Origin of the sequence: Streptomyces sp. NPDC048424 (assembly GCF_040651555.1) — a bacterium.
Lineage (GTDB): Bacteria > Actinomycetota > Actinomycetes > Streptomycetales > Streptomycetaceae > Streptomyces.
In genome coordinates, this window is sequence record NZ_JBEZKE010000010.1 from 183,579 (window position 1) to 204,033 (window position 20,455).

17 protein-coding genes are annotated in these 20,455 nt (G+C 73.4%); 3 read left to right on the forward strand and 14 right to left on the reverse strand.

The window, feature by feature from the left end:
• Positions 1-87 precede the first annotated feature (87 nt).
• From AB0D29_RS17170 to AB0D29_RS17195, 6 genes are all read right to left on the reverse strand, one after another.
• Entirely contained in the window at positions 88-672 is a 585-nt protein-coding gene (locus AB0D29_RS17170) for a GNAT family N-acetyltransferase (RefSeq protein WP_362854967.1), read from the reverse strand.
• A gap of 79 nt (positions 673-751) precedes the next feature.
• Positions 752-2,449 (reverse strand): methyltransferase, encoded by a 1,698-nt coding sequence (locus AB0D29_RS17175; protein ID WP_362855132.1) that lies wholly within the window; start codon positions 2,447-2,449, stop codon positions 752-754.
• Positions 2,450-2,658: 209 nt separating this feature from the next.
• Positions 2,659-3,828, reverse strand: a complete 1,170-nt coding sequence (locus AB0D29_RS17180; RefSeq protein WP_362854969.1) for a 4-hydroxybenzoate 3-monooxygenase — start codon at positions 3,826-3,828, stop codon at positions 2,659-2,661.
• 295 nt (positions 3,829-4,123) lie between these two features.
• On the reverse strand, positions 4,124-4,486 hold the full coding sequence (locus tag AB0D29_RS17185) for a hypothetical protein (protein ID WP_362854970.1): 363 nt from the start codon (positions 4,484-4,486) through the stop codon (positions 4,124-4,126).
• Positions 4,455-5,729, reverse strand: coding sequence for a CHAT domain-containing protein (locus AB0D29_RS17190; protein ID WP_362854972.1), 1,275 nt, complete (start codon positions 5,727-5,729; stop codon positions 4,455-4,457). The genes AB0D29_RS17185 and AB0D29_RS17190 overlap by 32 nt, the downstream gene beginning before the upstream one ends.
• Positions 5,726-8,455, reverse strand: a complete 2,730-nt coding sequence (locus AB0D29_RS17195) for a hypothetical protein (protein ID WP_362854974.1) — start codon at positions 8,453-8,455, stop codon at positions 5,726-5,728. The genes AB0D29_RS17190 and AB0D29_RS17195 overlap by 4 nt, the downstream gene beginning before the upstream one ends.
• Positions 8,456-8,960: 505 nt before the next feature.
• Between AB0D29_RS17195 and AB0D29_RS17200 the strand changes: the two genes are divergently transcribed.
• Complete coding sequence (locus AB0D29_RS17200) at positions 8,961-10,058, forward strand: polyprenyl synthetase family protein (protein ID WP_362854976.1); 1,098 nt, start codon at positions 8,961-8,963, stop codon at positions 10,056-10,058.
• Positions 10,059-10,329: 271 nt separating this feature from the next.
• Here AB0D29_RS17200 and AB0D29_RS17205 read toward each other — a convergent pair whose 3' ends face one another.
• The 4 genes from AB0D29_RS17205 to AB0D29_RS17220 all read right to left on the reverse strand — a co-directional run bounded on the left by AB0D29_RS17205 (position 10,330) and on the right by AB0D29_RS17220 (position 12,866).
• On the reverse strand, positions 10,330-11,016 hold the full coding sequence (locus tag AB0D29_RS17205; RefSeq protein ID WP_362854978.1) for a DNA alkylation repair protein: 687 nt from the start codon (positions 11,014-11,016) through the stop codon (positions 10,330-10,332).
• A gap of 108 nt (positions 11,017-11,124) precedes the next feature.
• Entirely contained in the window at positions 11,125-11,742 is a 618-nt protein-coding gene (locus tag AB0D29_RS17210) for a GNAT family N-acetyltransferase (RefSeq protein ID WP_362854979.1), read from the reverse strand.
• Positions 11,743-11,846: 104 nt separating this feature from the next.
• Entirely contained in the window at positions 11,847-12,224 is a 378-nt protein-coding gene (locus AB0D29_RS17215; RefSeq protein ID WP_362854980.1) for a VOC family protein, read from the reverse strand.
• Between the two features lie 9 nt (positions 12,225-12,233).
• Entirely contained in the window at positions 12,234-12,866 is a 633-nt protein-coding gene (locus AB0D29_RS17220; RefSeq protein ID WP_362854981.1) for a TetR family transcriptional regulator, read from the reverse strand.
• 89 nt (positions 12,867-12,955) lie between these two features.
• On the opposite strand from AB0D29_RS17220, the gene AB0D29_RS17225 reads away from it, so the two are divergent.
• Positions 12,956-14,164 (forward strand): FAD-dependent monooxygenase, encoded by a 1,209-nt coding sequence (locus AB0D29_RS17225; protein ID WP_362854982.1) that lies wholly within the window; start codon positions 12,956-12,958, stop codon positions 14,162-14,164.
• 39 nt (positions 14,165-14,203) lie between these two features.
• Positions 14,204-14,653, forward strand: a complete 450-nt coding sequence (locus AB0D29_RS17230) for a nitroreductase family deazaflavin-dependent oxidoreductase (protein ID WP_362854983.1) — start codon at positions 14,204-14,206, stop codon at positions 14,651-14,653.
• Between the two features lie 23 nt (positions 14,654-14,676).
• Here AB0D29_RS17230 and AB0D29_RS17235 read toward each other — a convergent pair whose 3' ends face one another.
• From AB0D29_RS17235 to AB0D29_RS17250, 4 genes are all read right to left on the reverse strand, one after another.
• The gene (locus tag AB0D29_RS17235; protein WP_362854985.1) at positions 14,677-15,570 is read right to left on the reverse strand and encodes an alpha/beta fold hydrolase; all 894 of its coding nucleotides are present in this window, start codon (positions 15,568-15,570) and stop codon (positions 14,677-14,679) included.
• A 91-nt stretch (positions 15,571-15,661) separates the two neighbouring features.
• Positions 15,662-17,239, reverse strand: coding sequence for an NAD(P)/FAD-dependent oxidoreductase (locus tag AB0D29_RS17240; RefSeq protein ID WP_362854986.1), 1,578 nt, complete (start codon positions 17,237-17,239; stop codon positions 15,662-15,664).
• Positions 17,236-19,398, reverse strand: a complete 2,163-nt coding sequence (locus AB0D29_RS17245) for a serine/threonine-protein kinase (RefSeq protein ID WP_362854988.1) — start codon at positions 19,396-19,398, stop codon at positions 17,236-17,238. The genes AB0D29_RS17240 and AB0D29_RS17245 overlap by 4 nt, the downstream gene beginning before the upstream one ends.
• Positions 19,399-19,424: 26 nt before the next feature.
• Entirely contained in the window at positions 19,425-20,372 is a 948-nt protein-coding gene (locus AB0D29_RS17250) for an oxygenase MpaB family protein (protein WP_362854990.1), read from the reverse strand.
• Positions 20,373-20,455 lie beyond the last annotated feature (83 nt).

A 20,455-nucleotide genomic window follows, 5' to 3' on the forward strand; every position in this document is an offset into this window, starting at 1 on the left:
AGACGTAGGCCCTCATCCGCCTTCGCCGGCAAGGTGGGTCTTGCAGGTCAGGCCGCCCCGGGACCGTCCGAGTCCCTCGGACAGGACCTAGGCCGTCTCTTTCGGATCTTGCCGGGCCTGTCGGGTGGGGGTCGGGTGGGGCGGGCGGTCCGTGCGGTAGACGAAGTGGCTGCGGTCGTCGACGGGGTTGTCGGGTTCCAGGGAGGCCTCGGCGACGCGGTGCAGGCCCGCCTTCTCCTGGGCCCGCCAGGAGGCACGGTTGGCGGCCTGTACCGGGACGATGACCGCGGTGGTGTCGGGGTGGTCGGTCCAGGTCGCCTCGACGACCGCGTGGATCATGCGCGTGCCGTGTCCCCGGCCGGCCAGGCGGGGATCACCGATCAGGTAGTCGATCGTCACCGCCCCGTCGGGCACGTCGACTTCGACCGCCAGCTCGGCCTGGTAGTCGGGGTAGTCGGCGAGGCGGCAGCGCTGCACGAGACCGATCGGTTCGCCGTCGAGCAGGACGAGCAGGTCCTCGGCCGGCTCCTCCCCGCGAACTGCGGGGCCGAAGTCGCGCTCGACGGCCTCCGGGGAGGTCTCGTGGTTCCACCAGCGTGCGACGTGCGGCTGCGCCAGCCACTGCCCCAGTCGCGGGAAGTCGGTCTCGGCGAGCCGGCGCCAGGTGATCATCGGAACTCCTCGGTGGGTCTGCGGCACCCGTAGTATCCGACCTGCCGGGTGTTCGCGCCCCCGAATTCCGCTCGGTGCGTCAGCGCTCTCCGGGGACCTTGCGGGCGTGCAGGACATGGGCTTCCAGGGGCAGGGAGGTGCGGCCGCGGAGCTCCAGTCCGGCGTCCTCGAGCAGTCGGGCGTAGTGCTCGGCACTGCGCTCGCGGCCGCCGACGTTGCACCGCATGTGGAGGTCCCAGGCCGTGGCCAGCGAGGGGGAGCCGTCGGTGGGGAGGAGCCGCTCGACGATCAGCAGGTCGGCGTGGGCGGGCATGGCGCGGGCACAGTGGCGCAGGATCTCACGGCACCTGTCGTCGTCCCAGTCGTGCAGGACGCGGGAGAGGACGTAGACGTCACCGCCGTGGGGCACGTCGGCGAAGTCGCCGCCGCGGTAGTCGCAGCGGTCGCCGCAGCCCATCGCGTCGAGCGAGCGGCGGGCGGCCTCGACGGCGTGGGGGCGCTCAAGGAGCGTGCCGCGCAGCGACGGGTGCGCGGTGAGGACGTGCCCGAGGAGTTCCCCGTTGCCGCCGGCCACGTCCACGACGGTCATGGGGGCGGGCGCCTGGGCCGCTGCGGTGATCACGGGGTGGGCCGGGATCGGCCGGAACATGCGTGAGCTCGCCGCCATGGACCGGTCGAAGAGGTCGGCGAGTTCGGGGTGGCGGGCGAAGTGGTCGAAGTGGTTCTCGCCGAAGAGGTGGTCGAAGGCCGGCAGGCCGGTCCGTACGGTGTGTTCGAGGGCGGCGAAGGAGCGGTAGAAGGGGCCCGCGTACATCAGGGCCAGGGGGCGCATCGAGTCCGGGAGGTCGGCGCGGAGCAGGCAGCCGAGCGGGGTGAGGCGGAAGCCGTCCTGCTCCTCGGCGTCCTCGGTCACGACGTCGAGCATGGTGAGGTAGCGCAGGAGCGTGGCGAGGCCGTCGGGGTGGGTGCCGGTGCGCCGGGCGAGTTCCCGGATGCCGGTGGCGGCGGTGGTGTCCATGGCGTCGGGCAGACGCAGCCGCGCGAACGCGGCCAGGGCTTGTGTGGTCCACGCTCCGGTGAGCAGGTGGAGGAGCGTTTCGGCGGGCCGGTTCGCGCCGGGGTGCTGGTCGAGGTGGGCGGCGAGGGCGTCGCGGTGGTCGCCGGGCGCGTAGAGCTCCAGCCGCCGGTAGCCGCACGTCGCGTCCGCGGGGGCGGTGAAGTACAGGACGGTGCCGTCCTCGTGCGGGTTGTACCCGCCGCCGTCGGGGCGTGCGCCGTGCCGGGTGAGTACGGCGCACAGGCCGCGCAGGACGAGCGGATCGGGGTGCTCCAATTCGAAGGCCAGGTGGGCCTCGTGGCCGCGGGCGCGCTCGTGGGCGGCGATCGGTTCCAGGTCCGACCCGTCGGGCACGGTGAGGGCGAACACCTCCACCGCGCGGCGCTCTCCGGCCGGGCCGTGGACGCGGGGGCGCAGGATCCGGACGTCCAGGTCGGCGGCGTCGCGGCGGTGGCGCCGGGCGAGCCGTTCCCGTACGACGACGCTGGGGTGGGACGGGGTGTCGGCGGCGAGGCCGCAGTCGGCGAGCCGCCGGCGCAGGTCCTGCGCGTCGGCCGGGAAGAGCAGCAGGCCCGCGTGGGCGAACCGGCAGTGCGCGGCCACCGATTCCAGCTCCGGGCCGTGCAGGCCGGGCAGCAGGAGGGGCAGCAGGGTGAGGCTCTCGTGTTCCCGTACGAAGGCCGCTGCGGCGCGCAGGCGGGCCGCGTCGTCGAGAAGCATCGTTTCGCCGTGCGGCGTCGTGACGGCGGGGCGTGCTGCGGTGGCGGGGAGGTGGGGTCCGTCGGGAAGGGTGGTCGTCATCGTCATGGTGTCCTCAGACCGGTGCGGGGGCGGGCGGGGCAGGGCAGGGCGGAAACAGGGGCCGAGCGGGGCAGGGCGGAACAGGGACGAACCGGGCAGGGCTGAACAGGCAGGAACGGGGCGCCGGTTCACACGCCGACGTAGTTCTCCGCGAACCAGTCCTGGTGCGCGCGGGAGGTGCGCAGGGAGTCAAGGCGGGCGCGCCGCAGGGAGGCGTGAAAGAACGATCCGCCTGACCGGTCCTGGCCGGGGATCGCGTGCAGCAGGCCGGTCATCCACTGGGTGAACTCCTGCGCCCGCCAGATGTGGGCCAGGCACCGCTCCGAGTAGCGGTCGAGGGCTGCGCCGTCTCCTTCGGCGAGGGCCGCGGCCAGCGCACCGGCCAGGAGCTCCGCCTCCAGGACGGCGAGGTTCGCTCCCTTCGCCGCGGCCGGGGCGGTCAGGCTCGCGGCGTCACCGGCGAGCAGGAGCGAGCCGTGGCGCAGCGGTTCGATCACGTCGCACGCCAGGTCGACGATGCCGCGCTCGACGATCGGGCCCCTGAGCAGCGGGCCGTGTTCCACAGCGCCCATCCGCAGGTCGAGTTCGTCCCAGATCCGTTCATCGGACCAGGCGTCGGCAAGGGCTCCGCGTCGGCACTGGAGGTAGTAGCGCGTGACCTGCGGGCTGCGGGCCATGTGACCGGCGAAGCCGCGGTCGTGGACGGCGTAGCCGACGGCGTCCAGGCTGGGCGGCGCTTCGGCGAGCAGGCCGAGCCAGCTCACGCCGTGGTCGTGGTGGTGGCGGACCGTGCCGGGCGGCAGCGAGCGGCGGGCCGCGCCGTGCCGGCCGTCGCAGCCGGCGACGTACCGGGCGTCCCAGCGGGCGGGGCGTCCGTCCGGCTCGCGGGTGGTGACGTACGGGCGGGCTCCGTCGGCGTCGTGGACCGTGACCGCCTCGGTACGGAACCGGATCCGCCCGCCTGCCTCCAGGTAGCGGGCCAGGAGGTCGGTCACCAGGTTCTGCTGCGGGTAGACGGTGTGCTGCTCGCGGCGGCCGAGGGCGCCGTAGTCGAGGCGGAAGCTGCCGTCCGCCGTGCGGAACTCGCAGGTTCCGTGGGTGCGTCCGTGGCGGTGCAGGCCGTCGGCGAGGCCGTGGCGGTCCAGGATCCGCACCGTGTTCGGCGTGAGGAAGCCGGCCCGGGCGCGGGTCTGTACATGGGAGCGGGTGGCGCGTTCGAGGACCACGCAGTCGATTCCGGCGGCGACCAGCAGGTTGCCGAGCACGAGGCCGGCGGGACCGGCACCGAGGACGACCACATCGGCTGATTCACGTAACGATCGGCAATTCCGGCTTTCTGTCATAGCGCGGGAATCATAAGCACGGAAAAACCCGAGGAAGATCACGAGCAATCCGGATGCACCAATAGAAAGAAAATCATCACTATGCGCCGGAAAAGCCGGCCCAGGCCGCCGAACGGACTTCGCGGGGCCCTGATCTCCTTTGCCGCATCGGCCGGGCGACGCAGCAGCCCGACGCCCCGGCCGGGGCGTCGGGCTCCCTCCCGGCCTTGCCGGTGGCGGGCCGGCGGTGCCCGGACCCGGCAGCGGCCGGCTACCCGGGCGTTCCGCGGGTGAAGGTGAAGGCCAGGCTCGACGACCCCGCGAGTTCTCCGCCGGAGCCCAACAGGGAGATCTGGCCCTTCGCGCTCACCTCGGCACTGATGGTGACCTCGTTGAGCTGGAAGTCCCCGCAGCTGGCAGGCAGGGCTGCGATGACCGATCGCATCGAGTCGAGAAAGCCGCTGACCCGCTCCTGGAACACCTCGACGGGGACCTCGGCCCGACCGAGCCGCCATTCCTGCGAGCGCCGGAACAGGGATCGGTCGTCGCCGTCCTCCAGGCCGAGAACCCGGATCACCTCGGTGTCGTCGGGCTTCGGCTCGTCAGCGCGCGGGGACCCGGTTCGCTGGGACATGGGCATCTGCATCCTCCGTCGGTTCGGTGCGGACATGGAGTTGAGGATCCGCATAGGCCGCGTACGCGATGCCGAGCGGGTTCCCGTAGGTGTGCAACAGGCTGTTGCGGGCTTCGAACACCGAGCGGCCCAGTGGGAGGCGACGGAGCAGGAAGCGCTCGTACATCGCCTCGGAGAAGGCCGCCGCCACCTCGTCCGGCACCTCGATCTCGCTACCGATGAAGCCCCGGTTCCCGTTCGTCAGGAACAGGTGGGGGAAGGAAAGGGAGCTGGTCGCGTGCATGCGCGCCGAACCGCAGGCGTTCATGACCACGAGCGGCATTTCGTGGTCGCCCTGACCGGGCCGGGACTTCAGAGCGACCAGGTCCTCCGCGATGGTGCCGAGTTTCACCCGCACGTCCTCGCCGCCCCCGTACAGCTCGATCTCGTTGTCGAGGGGGCTGTCCAGCGTCGCGTAGCAGTGGCACGCGAAGTGCTGGACCTGGTCGGGCACGACGCGGAGCTCTCCGGCGAGCGAGCGCCGGGGGTCGAAGATCTGCTCCGCCAGGGTGGCCGCCCCGGGGTCGCCGCCGGGGTAGGGGCCGTCGACATCCACCCGCTCGGCCGCCGAGGAAGTCAGCCAGTCCAGTTCGCGCCGGGCTCCGGCGAGCTCCGCGTGCTGGAGGAAGCGCAGGGGCAGCCGCCCACCCGGCAACGTCCGCAGCGACAGTCCCGTGGGGACCGGAGCGGGCAGCATCGTCCTCTTGACCACACAGGAGAACCCGACCAGGTTGCGGCATTCGGCGATGAGCTCCGCGCGGTCGGTCGGTGTGGTCGGGTACATCCGGTGGAGGGGGAGCACTTCGAGGGGCAGGAAGCAGTCGCGGTCGCCGACGCACTCCACGAGCGGCGGCGGCAGGACGGGATTGCGGCCGACGGGCAACGCACTGTTCCAGAAGGTCTGGAGGCCCTGAATGACCTTGCTCTCAAGGCCGAACAGGAGGAAGACGAGCCCCCGGCCGATGCGGTGCAGCACGTCGAACACCTCGGGGACGTCCTCGTCCTCCACGGTCAGGCCGGGCAACACGTCCTTGAGTCCCAACAGACCGGCGTCGAGGCGGCGGCGGGCCACGTCCATGACGCCCGGCTGGGGCAGAGTCATCCGCAGCGGCGGGGTGCCGTTGCGCGCGTGGAAGGTGACCTGCGTGGTCCGGGCGGTGCGGCGCACGCGGACGGTGACATCGGCGGGCTGGCTTCCCGTCATCCGGGCACCTGCCTGCCAGAGCCCTCGGCCGGCACGTCGGGGGCTTCCCCACGGGCCTCTTCGGAGGCTCCTCCGGGGAGCTCGACGGGGTTGTCCGGAGTACCGGCAGCCCGGACCGCGATGGAGACGGCGATCACCTGAACGAGCCGGCCGGACTGGTAGAGCTGAAACCACACCTCGTGCAGCCCCTCCTCCTCCGGCAACGGGAAGCGGAAGACCGTCTGCGCCTCCCGTTCGGTCCGCAGCGTCCGCCGGTGGGGGCTCGGGGTGAGCGTCGGGCTGTCCACCAGGGCCTCGAAGTCGGCGGCAGGCACATCCCGACCCCCCTCGATGTGTACGGGCTCCAGAGCGAAGAACTGCCGTTCGGGCGAGGTCTGCTGGGTGGATCCGGCCTCCCGGCCCCGGGGGTCGCGCACCACGAACAGGACCAGGCCGAGGCGCTGCCCGGGGGACGCCACCACGGTCGTACCGTGCGCGGCCCCACCGGCCGCCCCGCCGCCCGCAGCCACGTCCGCGGTGGATTCCTGCCCGGCGTCGAGCTGGAGGGCGAAATAGCCGGTGAAGTTGACGAGCGGCGGCCCGCTGACCGCCTCCTCCAGGCCCTTCCGCAAAGCCTGCTCGAGCTCACGGGCCGAACTCCCGTGCAGGTCCGCCAGCGTGCGTCCGAGACGTTCACCGACCGACACCGAGGTGTGCCGGGCAACCTCCTCGGCAAGCCGGGCCAGGTCCTTCTTGCCGAGCCGGCCCGATACGAACCGCTGGGCCAGGGCCTCGTGCTCGTCCCGCAGGGCGGTGCGGACCTCGCGGAGCACCCGCTCCGACACCTGGGAGACCAGAGCTTCGCGACTCCCGCCCGACACCTCGACTGCCGCGTTCGTCAGTGGGGGCGGGGGCGGGGGCTGCGAGGTGTCGGCCCGTGCGGCACCGGTCCAGGCGAGCGGCCGATCGAACTCCCCCGCTCCCTGCAGCACGTCGCTGAGCCCGAGGAGCTCGGCATGGCTGTCCGGCAGCGGCAGCCGCAGGGCCTCGGCCAGATCGAAGCGGTACACCTCCACCGCGGTCACGCGGTGCTCGTACGCCTCCACGACCCGCCGCCGCCCCAGCACGAGCGCGGCCACGGCAACCAGCAGCGGGCCGAGGACGAGCACGGCCACAGAGCCACTGCCCAACTGGGACCGGGCGACAACCCCCACCGCGAACGCCCAGCCCAGACCCGTACACAAGGCGCTGGCGGCACTGACACGCAGGAGCGCGACATCCCGGCCACGGCGACGGGCCTCGCGCCGCACCCCGGGCGGGGCGACGAGTTCGACCCTCGGCCACACCCTGTCTACCACCAGACCAGTCGTGAACGCCGCGTCCACGACGGCATCGTCGCAGGCGACGGGAGAGAACGGACGCACCAGAAGTCCAAGAGCTCCCGGCGAGGGACGCTCGCGGCGAAACGCCGTCCTGAGTTCGATCCCGGCGCGCCGAGATCGCGCCTGTCGCTCCTGGGCGATTTCCCACTCCACCCGGGCCCGATCCCGCTCCAGGGCGACCAACTCCCGCTCGTACATGTCCCGTTCAGACATCGACCTGGCGTGCCGCACGTGCTCCCGCAGAGCGAACTCCCGATCCCGCAGATGCTCCTCGGGCCCCGGCCACCTCCGCTGGCGCGGGTCGTCGTAAGGGATCTCCAGCCGCCCCACGCGCGAGGCGGCCCTCTCCGCGATCCCCGGCGTGCACCCGGGGCGCAACCAGCCGAGGATCAGCGCCTGGAGCCCCATCAGCACGACTGCGGCGACCGCCAATCCGGCTGACAGGACCAGTAGTTCGGCCGGGCCGGTGCCCATCCGGCGCTCCGTTCCGTCGAGCGCCGCCCACCCGAGGGATCCCAGGGGTACGACGAGGCCCGCGGCGCGCGCCCACAGTGGGACCACGGCTCCCGGCGGAGGCCCGGAGGGCGCGGGGACCTCCCTGTGCCGGGTTCTGCGCCGTGGGACTGGGAGTGACCAGTCGTTCAGGATCCCGAGGACGCCGAGCGTCCCGCCCAGCCCGAGCCCGCCGACGAGCCAGGCGGGGACGGCGTGGCCCTCGCCGGCGAGGGTGGCCACCACGAGGAGCAGCGTCGACGTGAAGACCAGCGCCAGTAGCCAGCCGGGACGGCCGGACAGGCCGTCCGCGCCACGCAACCGCGCGGTGATCACGATCAGGACGGCGGCGAGCCCGGCCAGTAGCCAGGTCCGCTGTGGGTTGTCGCCCGCCATCAGGTGGATGGCGAGCCAGCCGAGGGACCCGGCGGACAAGACGACGCCGGTGACGACCACGATCCTCTCGTGGTTCTCCATCTCGTTGTGCCGGATGACCAGCCCCGTCAACGGCACCAGAAGCAGCACCGCGACGGCGCCGACGACCCGGGCCGGCCCCATCCGGCCGTCGAGGACGAACGCCAAGGAGAGCCAGGTGAGGCCCACCTCCGACAGCACCGTCAGGGCTCCGACGAGCAGGCCCTTGGAGAGGGACGAGGCGGCTGAGGCGCTCAGCGTTTGCCAGAGGTGCCACACCCCGTAACCCAGGGCCGTGGCGCTCAGGGCGGCGACCGTCAGACCCAGGAAGAGGAGTCCGAAACCTCCCTCCTGCAGGGCCAGCGAGAGCAGAGGAGCAGCGAGCCCGGCGCTGGCCACCGCCGCGGCGAAGGCCGTCACCGCAAGGGTGGCGTGCCGTTGTTTCGGTTCCGAGACCATCCTGTCCCCCAACCCCCGTCAACCGTGCTGACAGTATGGGCGGTTGGCGGAACGCCGGCAGCAAGATCGGCATACCTGGAGGATGAAGCTCTGGGGGGCCTTGCGTCGGGCCAGACGCCGGCCGGCGGGGGCGCGAAGGGGCCGTGCCGGATCCGTAGGGTCGGCGCGGTCAGGATCCGGGTCGTGAGGGTCAGGATCTCCGTGAGGACGTCGATTTCCTGCCCGCCGTACCAGGTGCCGGTGGGCGCGTCGATGTGCTCGGTCACCGCGCGCTCGGGCGACGATCGCAGGAACCCCAACGGGTCCGCGCCGGCCGGACCGGGTTCCCGACCAGCGGCAGCGCCCCAGGGTCGCTCCCGTCCAGTGGGGTCACAGGATCCCCCGATCGGGCCGATCACGGAGTTCCCCGCTCGGGCATGACTTCTTCGTTGTGTCTCCGCCGCGAGGCACCCCGAACGGGGCCCTGCACCGGCGGTCCCGCCCGTCGCGAGGTGAAGGGGGCGAGGTGACCGGGGCCGACGTCCTGCTGGGTACGGACCCGCTCGGCCTGGCCGGCGTCCGTGCCGACATCGACGCGCACCTGGCCGCCTTCCTCGACGGCAAGGCCCGCGCCGCCGCCGAGGACCGGCTGCCCGGCGAGCTCGTCGCGACGCTGGGCGGGTTCCTCTTCGCCGGCGGCAAACGGCTGAGGCCCCTGCTGTGCGTGGCCGGCTGGCACGCCGCCACCGGTGCGGGCCCGGCCGGACCGGTGGTGTCCGCGGCGGCGTCGCTGGAGATGTTCCACGCGTTCGCCCTGATCCACGACGATCTCATGGACGCGAGCGAGATCCGCCGCGGGCGGCCCACCGCCCACCGCGCCCTGGCCGCCCACCACGCCGGGCGCCCGGACGCGGACCGGCTCGGCGTCAGCGCCGCGATCCTGCTCGGCGACCTCGCGCTGACCTGGTCCGACGAACTCCTCCACACCGCCGGCCTCACCCCCCGTCAGCTCACGGACGCCCTGGCAGTGACCGACACCATGCGGAGCGAGCTCGTGTACGGCCAGTACCTCGACCTGCTCGCCACCGGCGGGACCGCCATCGCCGACACCGAAACCGACACCGAGCGCGCCCTGACCATCTCCCGCTACAAGACCGCCAAGTACACCGTCGAGCGCCCGCTGCACTTGGGCGCCGCCCTGGCCGGAGCGGAAACGTCCCTTCGCTCCGCCCTGTCCGACTTCGCGCTCCCGATCGGCGAGGCCTTCCAACTGCGCGACGACCTGCTCGGCACCTTCGGCGACCCCACGACGACGGGCAAACCCCGCCTGGACGACCTGCGCGACGGCAAGAACACCGTGCTGGTCACCCTCGCCGTCCGGCGCGCCGACCCCGCCCGGCAGCGCACCCTGCTCACACTGATCGGCGACCGCACCCTCGACGAAGCGGGCGCCGCCCGCGTCCGCCGCATCCTGGAGGACACCGGCGCCCGCGCCGCGGTGGAACGTCTCATCCAGGACCGCCTCGAGCAAGCCCTCCACGCGCTGGCGCGGGCCCCCGTCCCCCCTGCGGTGGCCGCCGCCCTGCGGGAGATCGCCCTCGCGGCCACCGTGCGGACCACGTGACGTCGCCGACCCCGGCCCCCGGCCCGACCCCCCGACCCCCGCTCAGACCTCCGACGTGGCGTTCAGGCGGGTGATCTCGGCAGCGTACGCAGCGGTGCGGACCGCTGCCGTGCCCTGGACGTACAAGCCGGTGCCGACCGAGGCCAGGGGGAGGGAGAGGAGCAGGGCGGCGAGTATCGGTCATGCCAATGAGTTCATGGTGGCGAAGCTATCGCAGGCCGGACGGACGGCGTCCGGGGAGAGAGGACTCAGGTCCGGTACTGGCGGGCCTTCACTTGGTGTGCTGTCGGCGCACCATCTCGGTGATCCAGATCGGCGCGAACGGGGAGGTGCAGCCCGGGGAGGTCGGGTAGTCCTTGAGCACTTCGAGGCGCTCACCGATGTCGAGGGCACGGGCGCGGTACTCGGCGTGCTCGATGCCGATCTGCGCCAGGCAGTGGTTCATCGCCCACTGCAGGCGCTCCGGGGCGTCCTTCATCTGCGCCTCGATGACGTCGAGGAGTGCTGCGAGGTCGAGGCCCTCGGGCTGCTTCGCCACGCGTTCGGTGGTCAGCGCCCAGCCGGCACTGGCGACCACCGGGTCCGGGTCGGCGGACCAGGCCAGGCGCAGCTTTTCCCGGTGCGGGTTCTTCTTCACCACGTAGTTCACGAGCCAGTCGTGGACCTTGGGGGCGCGCGCCCCGCGCAGCATGACGTCCAGCTCGTCCCGCTCGAACGCCTTCGGGCGGCAGATCAGGAGCGCAAGCAGTCTCGCCGCGGTGTCGTCCGTCTCCCAGAGCCGGCGTGCGAGGTCCTGCTGCGTCTTCAGCCGCTTCGCGAGCGCGCGCAGCTTGCCGAGGTTCACACCGTGATCGTCGCCGTGTTTCTCGTTGACCGCCCGGGCCTTCGGGTCCTCGAGCGCGGCCAGCTCGGCCATCACCTCGGTCACCGTCACCTCGGCCACCACCGTCTCGGCCATCTCGGCCTCCCGTCCGTCCCGTGCGGGACGCAGCCTACGACGCGTGGTGAGGCCGGGGCGAGCGGCCATCCGTACGCACTCGGACGGATGGCCGCTCGCCCCGGTGCGTCACACGGCCCGGGTGTCGGCCGCGGGGCGCGGTTCGCGGCGCATCGCCCACAGGGTCGGGCCGCCACCGGGCAGCCGGACCTCCTCGCGCACGGTGAAGCCGAAGTGTGCGTAGAAGGGGAGGTTGGACGCCTTGGAGGACTCCAGGTAGGCGGGCAGGCCCGCCGCGTCGGCCTTGGCCAGGCCCGAGCGCAGCAGCGCGGCCCCCTGGCCCGTTCCCTGGGCGGCCGGGTCGGCGCCGATCACCGCGAGGTACCAGTGCGGTTCCTGGGGGGTGTGCTGCGCGGCAGCCTCGACGGCGGCCCCGAACAGCTCGGCGCGGTCGCCGAGGATGTTCTGCAGCTGCTGGATGGTTTCCGCGTCGGGAACCGCCTTGGCCTGCGCCTGCGGCGGCACCCAGAACGCCGCGGCGGCCTCGGTGACCTCGCACACGGCGTTGGAGACGTACTGCCGGGTGAAGAGCGTGGTGAAGTAACTGCCCAGTGAAGCCTCACGCGTGGCGTCGTCGGGGAAGAACCAGCGCATCATCGGGTCGTCGTCGAAGGCCCGGGCCAGGGAGCGGCTGATCAGCGCGGCATCGTCGATCGCTGCCGTCTTCAGCGTGTTCGGTATCAACATGTGGACATTCTGCATCTGATGATCTTGGTCGATGCGGGCGGGGTCCGACTTGTCGGACACCGACACCCGACGCCTGCCACTCGGTGCCCGGCACCCGGCACGCGTTAGTGGCGGACCAGGCAGAACGGGTGCCCCGCCGGGTCCGCGAAGATCCGCCAGCCGCGTCCGCCCGTGTCCCCGTCGAGCAGCGTCGCGCCGACCGCCAGCACCTGCTCCTGCGCGCGGTCGAGGTCCGGGACGCCGAAGTCCAGGTGGAACTGCTGCGGTCGGGTGGGGTCCGGCCAGCGCGGGGGCAGGTGGTCCGCCGCGCGCTGGAAGGCGAGGACCAGACCCGACGGCGCATGGAGGGTCGCCCAGTCCGCGCCGACCGCCCAGCGCCGGTCCGGCTGGTTGACGTTCCCGCCCAGCAGGGCCCGGTAGAACGCGGCCAGCGCCTGCGGATCGGGACAGTCCAGGACCACGCACTGCAGTTCGGCGATCATGGCCGGATCCTAGCCGTGATGCGCGAGGGCCGCGTCGATCATCCGGCGCGCTACGGCGGCCAGTTCGGCCTGGTCCGGGGCCACGCGGGAGCGGGCGAGGGCGCCGGCCAGCCGGTCGTACAGGAGCCCGTCCGTCCAGGCGACCAGCAACTCGGCGGCTTCCTCGGGCCGTTCGGACCCGAGGGCCGCGAGGATGCCCGCGGCCCGGGCCCGGGGCCCCTGCCCCGCCCGGAGGAAATCCGCCTCCAGTGCGGGGTTGCGGGCCGCCTCCAGGCTGAGTTCGAAGCGGGCCAGCTGGCGCTCGCGCCCCACCGTCAGCCAGCGGTACAGCAGTCCGGCCAGCGCGGCGGCGGCCGCGTCCCGGTCCGGCACCGCAGGCACCGGCGGGCCCCCGCCGTCGAGGTCCCCGAGGTCCCCGAGGTCGCCGAGGTCCAGGTCGGCCAGCCGCTGGTAGCAGGCGGCGATCAGCGCCGTCCGCGTACGGAAGTAGTACGAGGTGCTGCCCGCCGGCAGCCCGGCCGCCCCGTCGACCGCGCGGTGGGTGAGGCCGCGGAGCCCGGTGGCGGCGACGAGGCCGATCGCGGTGTCGGCGATCAGGGTCCTGCGGTCCGGGGTGCGTGCGCTCTGGCGAGGGGTGGACATTCCCTCACTCTACAGCTGTAGAGTGAGGACCCTCGGTCCTCTACGGATGTAGAGGACGGGGAAGAGGCAGAAGAAAGAGGGGATGCGTGATGTCGGCACTTCAGCGTGACGCGGTCGTGGCGGGCGCGGGGATCGGCGGACTCACCGCGGCCGTCGCCCTGCACCGACGGGGCTGGCGGGTCACCGTGTGCGAGCGGGCGCCCGGGCCGACCGCCGTCGGCGCGGGGATCGTCCTGGCCCCCAACGCCCTGCACGCCTTCGACGCCATCGGCTTCGACATCACCCGTGCGGTGGGCCGGGCCGTCCCGGCCGCGATGGGCCTGCGCCGCGCGGACGGCCGCTGGCTCAGCCGCGCCGACACGGCCGCGCTCGCCGCCCGTTACGGCGGTCCGCCGCTCGCCGTGCACCGCTCGGCCCTCGCCGACGCCCTGGCCGCCGCGCTCCCCGAAGGCGCGATCCGGTACGGCGTCGCGGTGGACTCGGTGACCGATGCGGACGGGTCCCCGGTGGTCCGCACCTCGGACGGCGACCTCGGGGGCGCCGACCTGGTGGTGGCCGCCGACGGCATCCACAGCCCGCTCCGGCGCCGGTACTTCCCGGACCACCCCGGCCTCCGCTACAGCGGGGAGACCGCCTGGCGCACCGTCCTGCCCGCCGACGGGGGCCGCGCCGAAGCGGTCACCGCCGAGACCTGGGGGCGCGGCGAGCGCTTCGGCGTCGTCCCGCTCGCCGACGGCCGGACGTACGTCTACGCCACCGCCGTCGCCCCCGAGGGCCACCGCCCCGCCGACGTCCGCGCCGAACTCCTGCGCCGCTACGGCACCTGGCACGACCCGATCCCGGCCCTGCTGGAGCGGATCGACCCGGCGGCCGTGCTCCAGCACGACCTGTACGACCTGGCGGCCCCGCTCCCCCGCTTCCACCACGGGCGTCTCGCCTGGCTCGGCGACGCCGCCCACGCCATGACGCCCAACCTGGGGCAGGGCGGCTGCCAGGCCATCGAGGACGCCGTGGTCCTCGCCCATCTGCTGGACGGGGCGGGCGGCACGGACGTGCCGGCCGCGCTCGCCGCCTACAGCGCGGCCCGCTGCGCACGCACCGACGCCATCCGCGTCCGCGCCCGCCGCACGGGCCGGATCGCCGCCCTCACCCACCCGTTCGCCGTCGCCGTCCGCGATCTCGCGGTCCGCGCGACCCCGGCCCGCGCCACGCACCGGGCGATGGACGCCCTCTTCGCCGGATTCACCCTTCCGGACGGAATGGGCACCGTGCCCGCGGGCGTTGACACTCGTTGGTGAGGTTCGTTGACCGTTCAACACGAAGGTAGGCGAAACCGCATGACGACAGCCATCGACTGGGACAACCCGACCGACCCCAGGCCGGGAAGCTGGCAGCTGGACCACGTCAAGCAGTACGTGGCCTCCAACGGCTCCGACGGCCACGACTGGAACGGCACCCAGACCCTCCTGCTCACCACCGTGGGCCGGGTCTCCGGCAACCCCGTGCGCACGCCCCTCATCTACGGCGAGGCGGACGGCCGCTACCTGCTCGTCGCCTCCAAGGGCGGCGCCCCCGAGCACCCGCTCTGGTTCCGGAACCTGACCGCGCACCCCGAGGTCCGCATTCAGGTCGGCGCCCGGATCCTCCAGGGCACGGCCCGGACCGCGACCGCCGAGGAGCGCGCCGCGTACTGGCCCGTGATGGTGAAGCACTGGCCCGCGTACGACGAGTACCAGACCAAGACGGACCGCGAGATCCCGATCGTGGTCATCGAGCCGATCGCGTAGGCATCGCCGGGAGCTCCGTCAGCTCAGTGGCACGTGCGCGCCACCAGCTCCAGCTCGTCCCCCCACGCGGCCACGTCCCGCGGGCCGATGTGCGGAGCGGCCAGGGACCGTACGCGGAAGCGGTTGCGCGGCGCCGTCGCGTCCGCCTCGCGGATCATCAGGTCCTGCAGCGCCGGCGGGATGGAGCGGTCCTCGGTGAAGCGCAGGAAGGTCCGCGGCACCCGCCCCCACGCCTGCGGGAGCCCCCGGGCGCCGGCGGCGCCGATCGCCGCGGACTCGTCCGGCTCCAGGGTGTTGAGGAGCGCGCGCACCTCGGCGTCGGGCAGGTCACTGCCGAGCGCCTCCTTGGCCGCCGCGAAGAAGGCGGGGTCAGCCGAGCGCCAGTTGACGCGGTTGACGCCGAGCTCCGGCGGGGTCTGGACGGCGCTGAGCCGGAACAGGGCGCTGGTGGCCGCCTCCGGGGTCGCCATCAGCTCCGCCACCGAGGCGTGCCGGGTCGGGCAGAAGGCGGACGCGTACACCAGGTGGGAGATCAGCTCGGGCACCTGGTTGGCGACCGCGTTCACCGTCACCCCGCCGAGGCTCTGCCCGACCAGGATCACGGGGCCGTTGCGGTGCACGGCGCGCACGACGCCGACGACGTGCGCCGCGAAGTCCGCCAGGGTCACCGCGGAGATCGGCGAGGGCTCGGTGCGCAGCCGCTCCGGGTCCTGGGGGGTCTGGTAGGAGAGCGGGAAGTACGCGCCCGTCCCGTGCCCCGGCAGGTCCACCGCGACCGCCCGGTGCCCGCGCATGCCGAGTTCGTGCAGGACGGGCGACCATCCGTAGGAATTGCTGCCGGCGCCGTGGACGAGGACGAAGGTGGGCGCACCGGGCCGCCGCGCGTCGCTCTGCGTACTTTCAGTTAAGTTACTCATGAGTAGAACTCTAGGCACGGACGCTTGCGGGACCGGCTGGATCCAGCCACTCCTCCGGAAGTGTTTCCGCAGCGGCGACGGCCAGGGCCCCCTAGTGTCCGAGCACCGCCATCGCCGCGTTGTGCCCGGGGACCCCGCTGACGCCGCCGCCCCGGACCGCCCCCGCACCGCACAGCAGTACGTTGCGGTGGGCCGTCTCCACACCCCACCGGCCGCCCCCGCCCGAATCCGAATCCGAGTCCGCGAACGGCCAGGAGAGGTCGCGGTGGAAGATGTGCCCGCCGGGCAGCCGCAGTTCGCGCTCCAGGTCCAGCGGGGTCTTCGCCTCGATGCACGGGCGGCCGTCGGCGTCGAAGGCGAGGCAGTCGGTGAGCGGTTCGGCCAGGTGCGCGTCGAGCTGCGCGAGGGTGGCGGTCAGCAGCACCTCGCGGGCCTGGTGGTTGTCGTGTGCGAACAGCCGGGCCGGGGTGTGCAGGCCGAAGAGGGTGAGCGTCTGGTAGCCCTGCTCCACCAGCTCGGGTCCGAGGATCGTCGGGTCGGTCAGCGAGTGGCAGTAGATCTCCGAGGGCGGTACCGAGGGCAGTTCGCCGGACGCGGCCTCCGCGTGCGCCCGGGCGAGTTCGGCGTACCCCTCGGCGATGTGGAACGTGCCGCCGAAGGCCTCGCGCGGGTCCACGGCGGTGTCCCGCAGCCGGGGCAGCCGGCGCAGCAGCATGTTGACCTTGAGCTGGGCGCCCTCGGGCGCCTCCTTCGCCGGTTCCTCGCCGAGGAGTTCGGCCAGCGCCCGCGGTGACGCGTTCACCAGCACCGTGCGGCCGACGACCCGGCCCTCCCCCGTGGCCGTACGGAACACCACCTCGGCCGGAGCGGTCCCGTCCGTGTCGATCCGCAGCACCTCGTGACCGGTGGCGATCTCGGCCCCGGCGGTCCGCGCGGCGGCGGCGAGGGCGTCCGTCAGGGCTCCCATGCCGCCGACCGGGACGTCCCAGTCCCCCGTGCCGCCGCCGATGACGTGGTAGAGGAAGCAGCGGTTCTGCGCGAGCGAGGGGTCGTGCGCGTCCGCGAAGGTGCCGATCAACCCGTCCGTGAGGACCACCCCTCGGACCAGGTCGTCGGTGAAGTGCCGCTCCACCGCCCGCCCGAGCGGCTCCTCGAACAGCATCCGCCACGCGGCCTCGTCGTCGATCCTCGCCCGCAGCTCCGCACGGGTGGGCAACGGCTCGGTCAGGGTGGGGAACACCTTCCGCGCCACCTGCCCGGTGGTCCCGTAGAAGGCGCGCCAGCTCTCGTACTCCCGGTCCGAGCCGGTCAGCCGGGAGAAGGACTCCCGGGTGCGCTGCTCGTCGCCGCCGACGAGCAGTCCGCCGGGCCGGCCGTCGCGTTCGACCGGCGTGTACGAGGAGATCGTCCGCCTGCGCACCGCGAACCGCAGGTCCAGGTCGCGCACGATCTTCGCCGGGAGCAGCGAGACGAGGTACGAGTAACGCGAGAGGCGGGCGTCGACTCCGGTGAAGGGGCGGCTGGAGATGGCCGCTCCGCCCGTGTTCCCGAGCCGTTCCAGGACGAGGACCGATCTGCCCGCCCTGGCCAGGTACGCGGCGGCCACGAGGCCGTTGTGCCCGCCACCCACGATCACGTCGTCGTACACGTCCCGCCCGAAGGTCGTCATGGCTCTTGGTAGCACACCTGGCCGAGTCGCTCCAGACAGTGGGCTTCGTCGGCGTGGGCCAGCGCCGTGTCGGGATGTTCGTCGCCCAGGGACCGTTCGCGGATGCCGGAGAGTTCCCGGTAGATGGGCAGGGCCTCGTCCCAGCGGCCCAGCCGACCGAGCCCCACGGCGAGTTCCCGGCGGCTGACCAGGGTGTCCGGGTGCTCGACGCCGAGCACCTCGGCCCGTACGGCGCCCACCTGCCGGGACTCGGCCACCGCCTCCTCCCAGCGCTCCAGGCGGCCCAGGTTGACCCCGAGGACGTGCCGGGCGCGCAGGGTCTCGGGGTCGGCGGCCCCGTAGGCGCGGGTGCGGTCGCGGACCAGGGCCCGGAACAGGTCGAGGGCCTGGGCGCTGTTCCCGGTGCGGCCGAGCGCGATGCCGACCTCGTAGCGGGCGGCCAGGGTGTCGGGGTGGTCGCGGCCGAGCACCCGCTCCCGTACGGCGGCGACCTCGCGGAAGCCGGCCAGGGCCTCCTGCCAGCGCTCCAGGCGGCCGAGCGCGTACGCCGCCTCGTACCGGGTCAGCAGCGTGTCCGCGTGCTCGGGGCCCAGGACGGCTGCCCGGTCGGCGGCGACCGCGACGGCGGTGGAGTGGGCCTCCGCGAACCGGCCCAGCGCACCCAGGGCGCAGGCCAGGTTGTGGCGGCAGCGCAAGGTGTCGGGGTGGAGCGGGCCCGTGGTCCGCTCGCGGGCCACGAGCACCGCGCGGTAGGTGTCGTACGCCTCCTGGTGGCGACCGAGCCGGCCCAGCTCGTACGCCGTCTCCTGGCGCGCGGCGAGGGTGTCGGCGTGGTCCGGGCCGAGTTCGCGCGTGCGCCCCTCGGCCACGGCCGTGTACACGGCGAGGGCTTCCTCGGGCCGGCCCGAACGGCTGAGGGCGTAGGCCCGCGTGTGGCCGGCGGCGAGCGCGTCGGGGCCGGTCTCCCGGGGGCCGGGGACGCGCGGGACGCCGTAGGCCACGGTCAGGCGCGGGTCCTCGGTGGGCTCGGGGCGGACGATGCGGACGCCGGGACCCACGGCGGGCTGCCCGCCGCTCGGACGCAGGACGGGGTTCCCGCCGCTCGGACGCAGGACGGGCTGCCCGCCGCTCGGACGGACGGCGGATGGCCCGCCGCCGGGGCGGCCGGCGGTCCAGGAGCCCGTGAGCACGGCCCATTCGCCGCTCGCGGGGCGGGCGTCGATCCCGGCCTTGCGCCCGGCGGTCATCCCGCGGGCCCAGGCCGGGAGCGGGGCCCGGGCGCCGGGCAGCCCGCCCGGTCCCAGCCGGGCCTCGACGAGCCGGCGGTGCACGTGGCGGGCGTCCCCGGGCCGGTCCTCGGGGCGCTTGGCGAGCAGGTCGAGGACCACCCGCTCGAAGGAGACGGGCAGTTCGGGGCGGTGCTCGCGCAGCGGCACGGGCGGGGTGTCGCGGTGGCCGACCAGCACCGACCAGGAGTCGCCGAGGTCGAAGGGCGGGGCCCCGGTGGCGATCTCGTAGAGGACGCAGCCGAGGGAGTAGAGGTCGCTGCGGTGGTCGACCTCGCCGCCGGCGATCTGCTCGGGCGACATGTAGTGCGGGGTGCCCATGGCCATGCCGCCGCCGGTGAGCTTGGCGGTGAAGCCGATGTCGTGGGCGAGGCGGGCGATGCCGAAGTCGCAGATCTTCACGGTGCCGTCGGTGAGCCGCATGATGTTGGCCGGCTTCAGGTCACGGTGCACGACGCCCTGGTCGTGGGTGTAGCCGAGGGCGGCGGCCATCTGCTCGGCGATGTCGACGACGACGTCCACGGGGAGCGGGCGGGTCTCGTTGTCCTCCAGGAGCTGGCTGAGGTTGCGGCCTTCGAGGAGCTCCATGACCAGGTAGAGGGGACCGCCGGCGGCACTGTCGTCACCGAAGTCGTGGACCACCGTGACACCGCGGTGCTGGAGGGAGGCGGCCACGCGCGCCTCGCGCCGGAACCGCTCGCGCAGCACCTGGGTGAAGTGGGCGTCCTGCTCGGCGCCGATCGGCTTGAGGCACTTCACCGCGACCTGCCGGCCCAGCGATTCGTCGCGGGCGCGCCACACCTCGCCCATGCCGCCGCGCCCGATCAGATCGAGCGACCGGTACCGGCCCTGGATCAGTCTGGACTCCGCCATGTCTTAAAGCCGCCCCCGTTGTCGTGCTACGCCCTCCCCGGCCGGTCCAGTATGGCCGCTGATGTACGCAGTGTGTACGGCGAGGGGCGACTCCCGGGGCCCATGCGGCGCATCGCTTTCAAGATGTGACCTGGAGGCAGCTTCCAGCGCAGACCTGCGGGAATGGTGCGCAACACGCGTCCGGTGAGGCGCAGGCGCCGGGAGGTGCTGCGCGGGGCCGGTGCGGGTCGCCCGTACAGCTGGTGCGCCCAGCCGGGGAGGGAACCGTACGCGAGGCCGGCGAGCGGGCGCCACAGCAGGTTTCGGCCAGGCACGAGGAGCGGGTGGATCGGCGGGGCGCGCAGGAAGTCGTCCACGGCGTGCGCGTCGGGGCCGGCGGCGAGCTCGGGGCGGATCCGCTCGAAGTAGGCGGCGAGCCCGGCGGCGTCGGCGGGCACGTCGGCCGGGTCGAGGCCGACGAGGCGGGCGTTGACGCGGTTCTCGTCGACGTAGCGGTCGGCCTGGGCGGCGGTGAGGCGGACGCCGGAGCGGCGCAGGACGTGCAGGAAGCTGTCAATCTGCGCGCAGTGGATCCACAGCAGCAGTTCGGGGTCGTCGACGGGGAAGCGGTCGCCGGTGCCCGGATCGGTGGCCGAGAGCTTGCGGTGGATCGCGCGGACCCGGCTGCCGGCGCGCTCGGCGGCCTCGGTGGTGCCGTAGGTGAGGGTGCCGACGAAGTCGGCGGTGCGCAGCAGTCGGCCCCAGGCGTCCCTGCGGAAGTCCGAGTTCTCCATGACTCCGCGGACGGCGCGCGGGTGGAGCGCCTGGAGGTAGAGCGCCCGGACGCCGGCGATCCACATCATCGGATCGCCGTGGCAGTGCCAGGTGACGGAGGCCGGGCCGTACAGCCCCGGATCGGCGTCGGCCCCCGGGCCGGGGCCTTGCGCGGGTCGTGGCGCGGGTCCCGGTTCTGGTGCGGTCGCGGTGTCACCCATCCCGTACCTCCCCGTCGCAGGCGCCCGGCGGTCCCAGCCTACCGATCCGGGGCGCCCGTCAGTGATGCGTATGCAGCGGGCCG

Bases quoted from the DNA above. Each gene is read 5' to 3' on its own strand.
- AB0D29_RS17240 (WP_362854986.1), bottom strand. From the start codon at position 17,239: ATGACGACCTTCGGGCGGGACGTGTACGACGACGTGATCGTGGGTGGC.
- AB0D29_RS17235 (WP_362854985.1), bottom strand. From the start codon at position 15,570: ATGAGTAACTTAACTGAAAGTACGCAGAGCGACGCGCGGCGGCCCGGT.
- AB0D29_RS17205 (WP_362854978.1), bottom strand. From the start codon at position 11,016: ATGGCCGAGACGGTGGTGGCCGAGGTGACGGTGACCGAGGTGATGGCC.
- AB0D29_RS17185 (WP_362854970.1), bottom strand. From the start codon at position 4,486: ATGTCCCAGCGAACCGGGTCCCCGCGCGCTGACGAGCCGAAGCCCGAC.
- AB0D29_RS17220 (WP_362854981.1), bottom strand. From the start codon at position 12,866: ATGTCCACCCCTCGCCAGAGCGCACGCACCCCGGACCGCAGGACCCTG.
- AB0D29_RS17230 (WP_362854983.1), top strand. From the start codon at position 14,204: ATGACGACAGCCATCGACTGGGACAACCCGACCGACCCCAGGCCGGGA.
- AB0D29_RS17245 (WP_362854988.1), bottom strand. From the start codon at position 19,398: ATGGCGGAGTCCAGACTGATCCAGGGCCGGTACCGGTCGCTCGATCTG.
- AB0D29_RS17190 (WP_362854972.1), bottom strand. From the start codon at position 5,729: ATGACGGGAAGCCAGCCCGCCGATGTCACCGTCCGCGTGCGCCGCACC.
- AB0D29_RS17170 (WP_362854967.1), bottom strand. From the start codon at position 672: ATGATCACCTGGCGCCGGCTCGCCGAGACCGACTTCCCGCGACTGGGG.
- AB0D29_RS17210 (WP_362854979.1), bottom strand. From the start codon at position 11,742: ATGTTGATACCGAACACGCTGAAGACGGCAGCGATCGACGATGCCGCG.
- AB0D29_RS17225 (WP_362854982.1), top strand. From the start codon at position 12,956: ATGTCGGCACTTCAGCGTGACGCGGTCGTGGCGGGCGCGGGGATCGGC.
- AB0D29_RS17250 (WP_362854990.1), bottom strand. From the start codon at position 20,372: ATGGGTGACACCGCGACCGCACCAGAACCGGGACCCGCGCCACGACCC.
- AB0D29_RS17195 (WP_362854974.1), bottom strand. From the start codon at position 8,455: ATGGTCTCGGAACCGAAACAACGGCACGCCACCCTTGCGGTGACGGCC.
- AB0D29_RS17175 (WP_362855132.1), bottom strand. From the start codon at position 2,449: ATGCTTCTCGACGACGCGGCCCGCCTGCGCGCCGCAGCGGCCTTCGTA.
- AB0D29_RS17215 (WP_362854980.1), bottom strand. From the start codon at position 12,224: ATGATCGCCGAACTGCAGTGCGTGGTCCTGGACTGTCCCGATCCGCAG.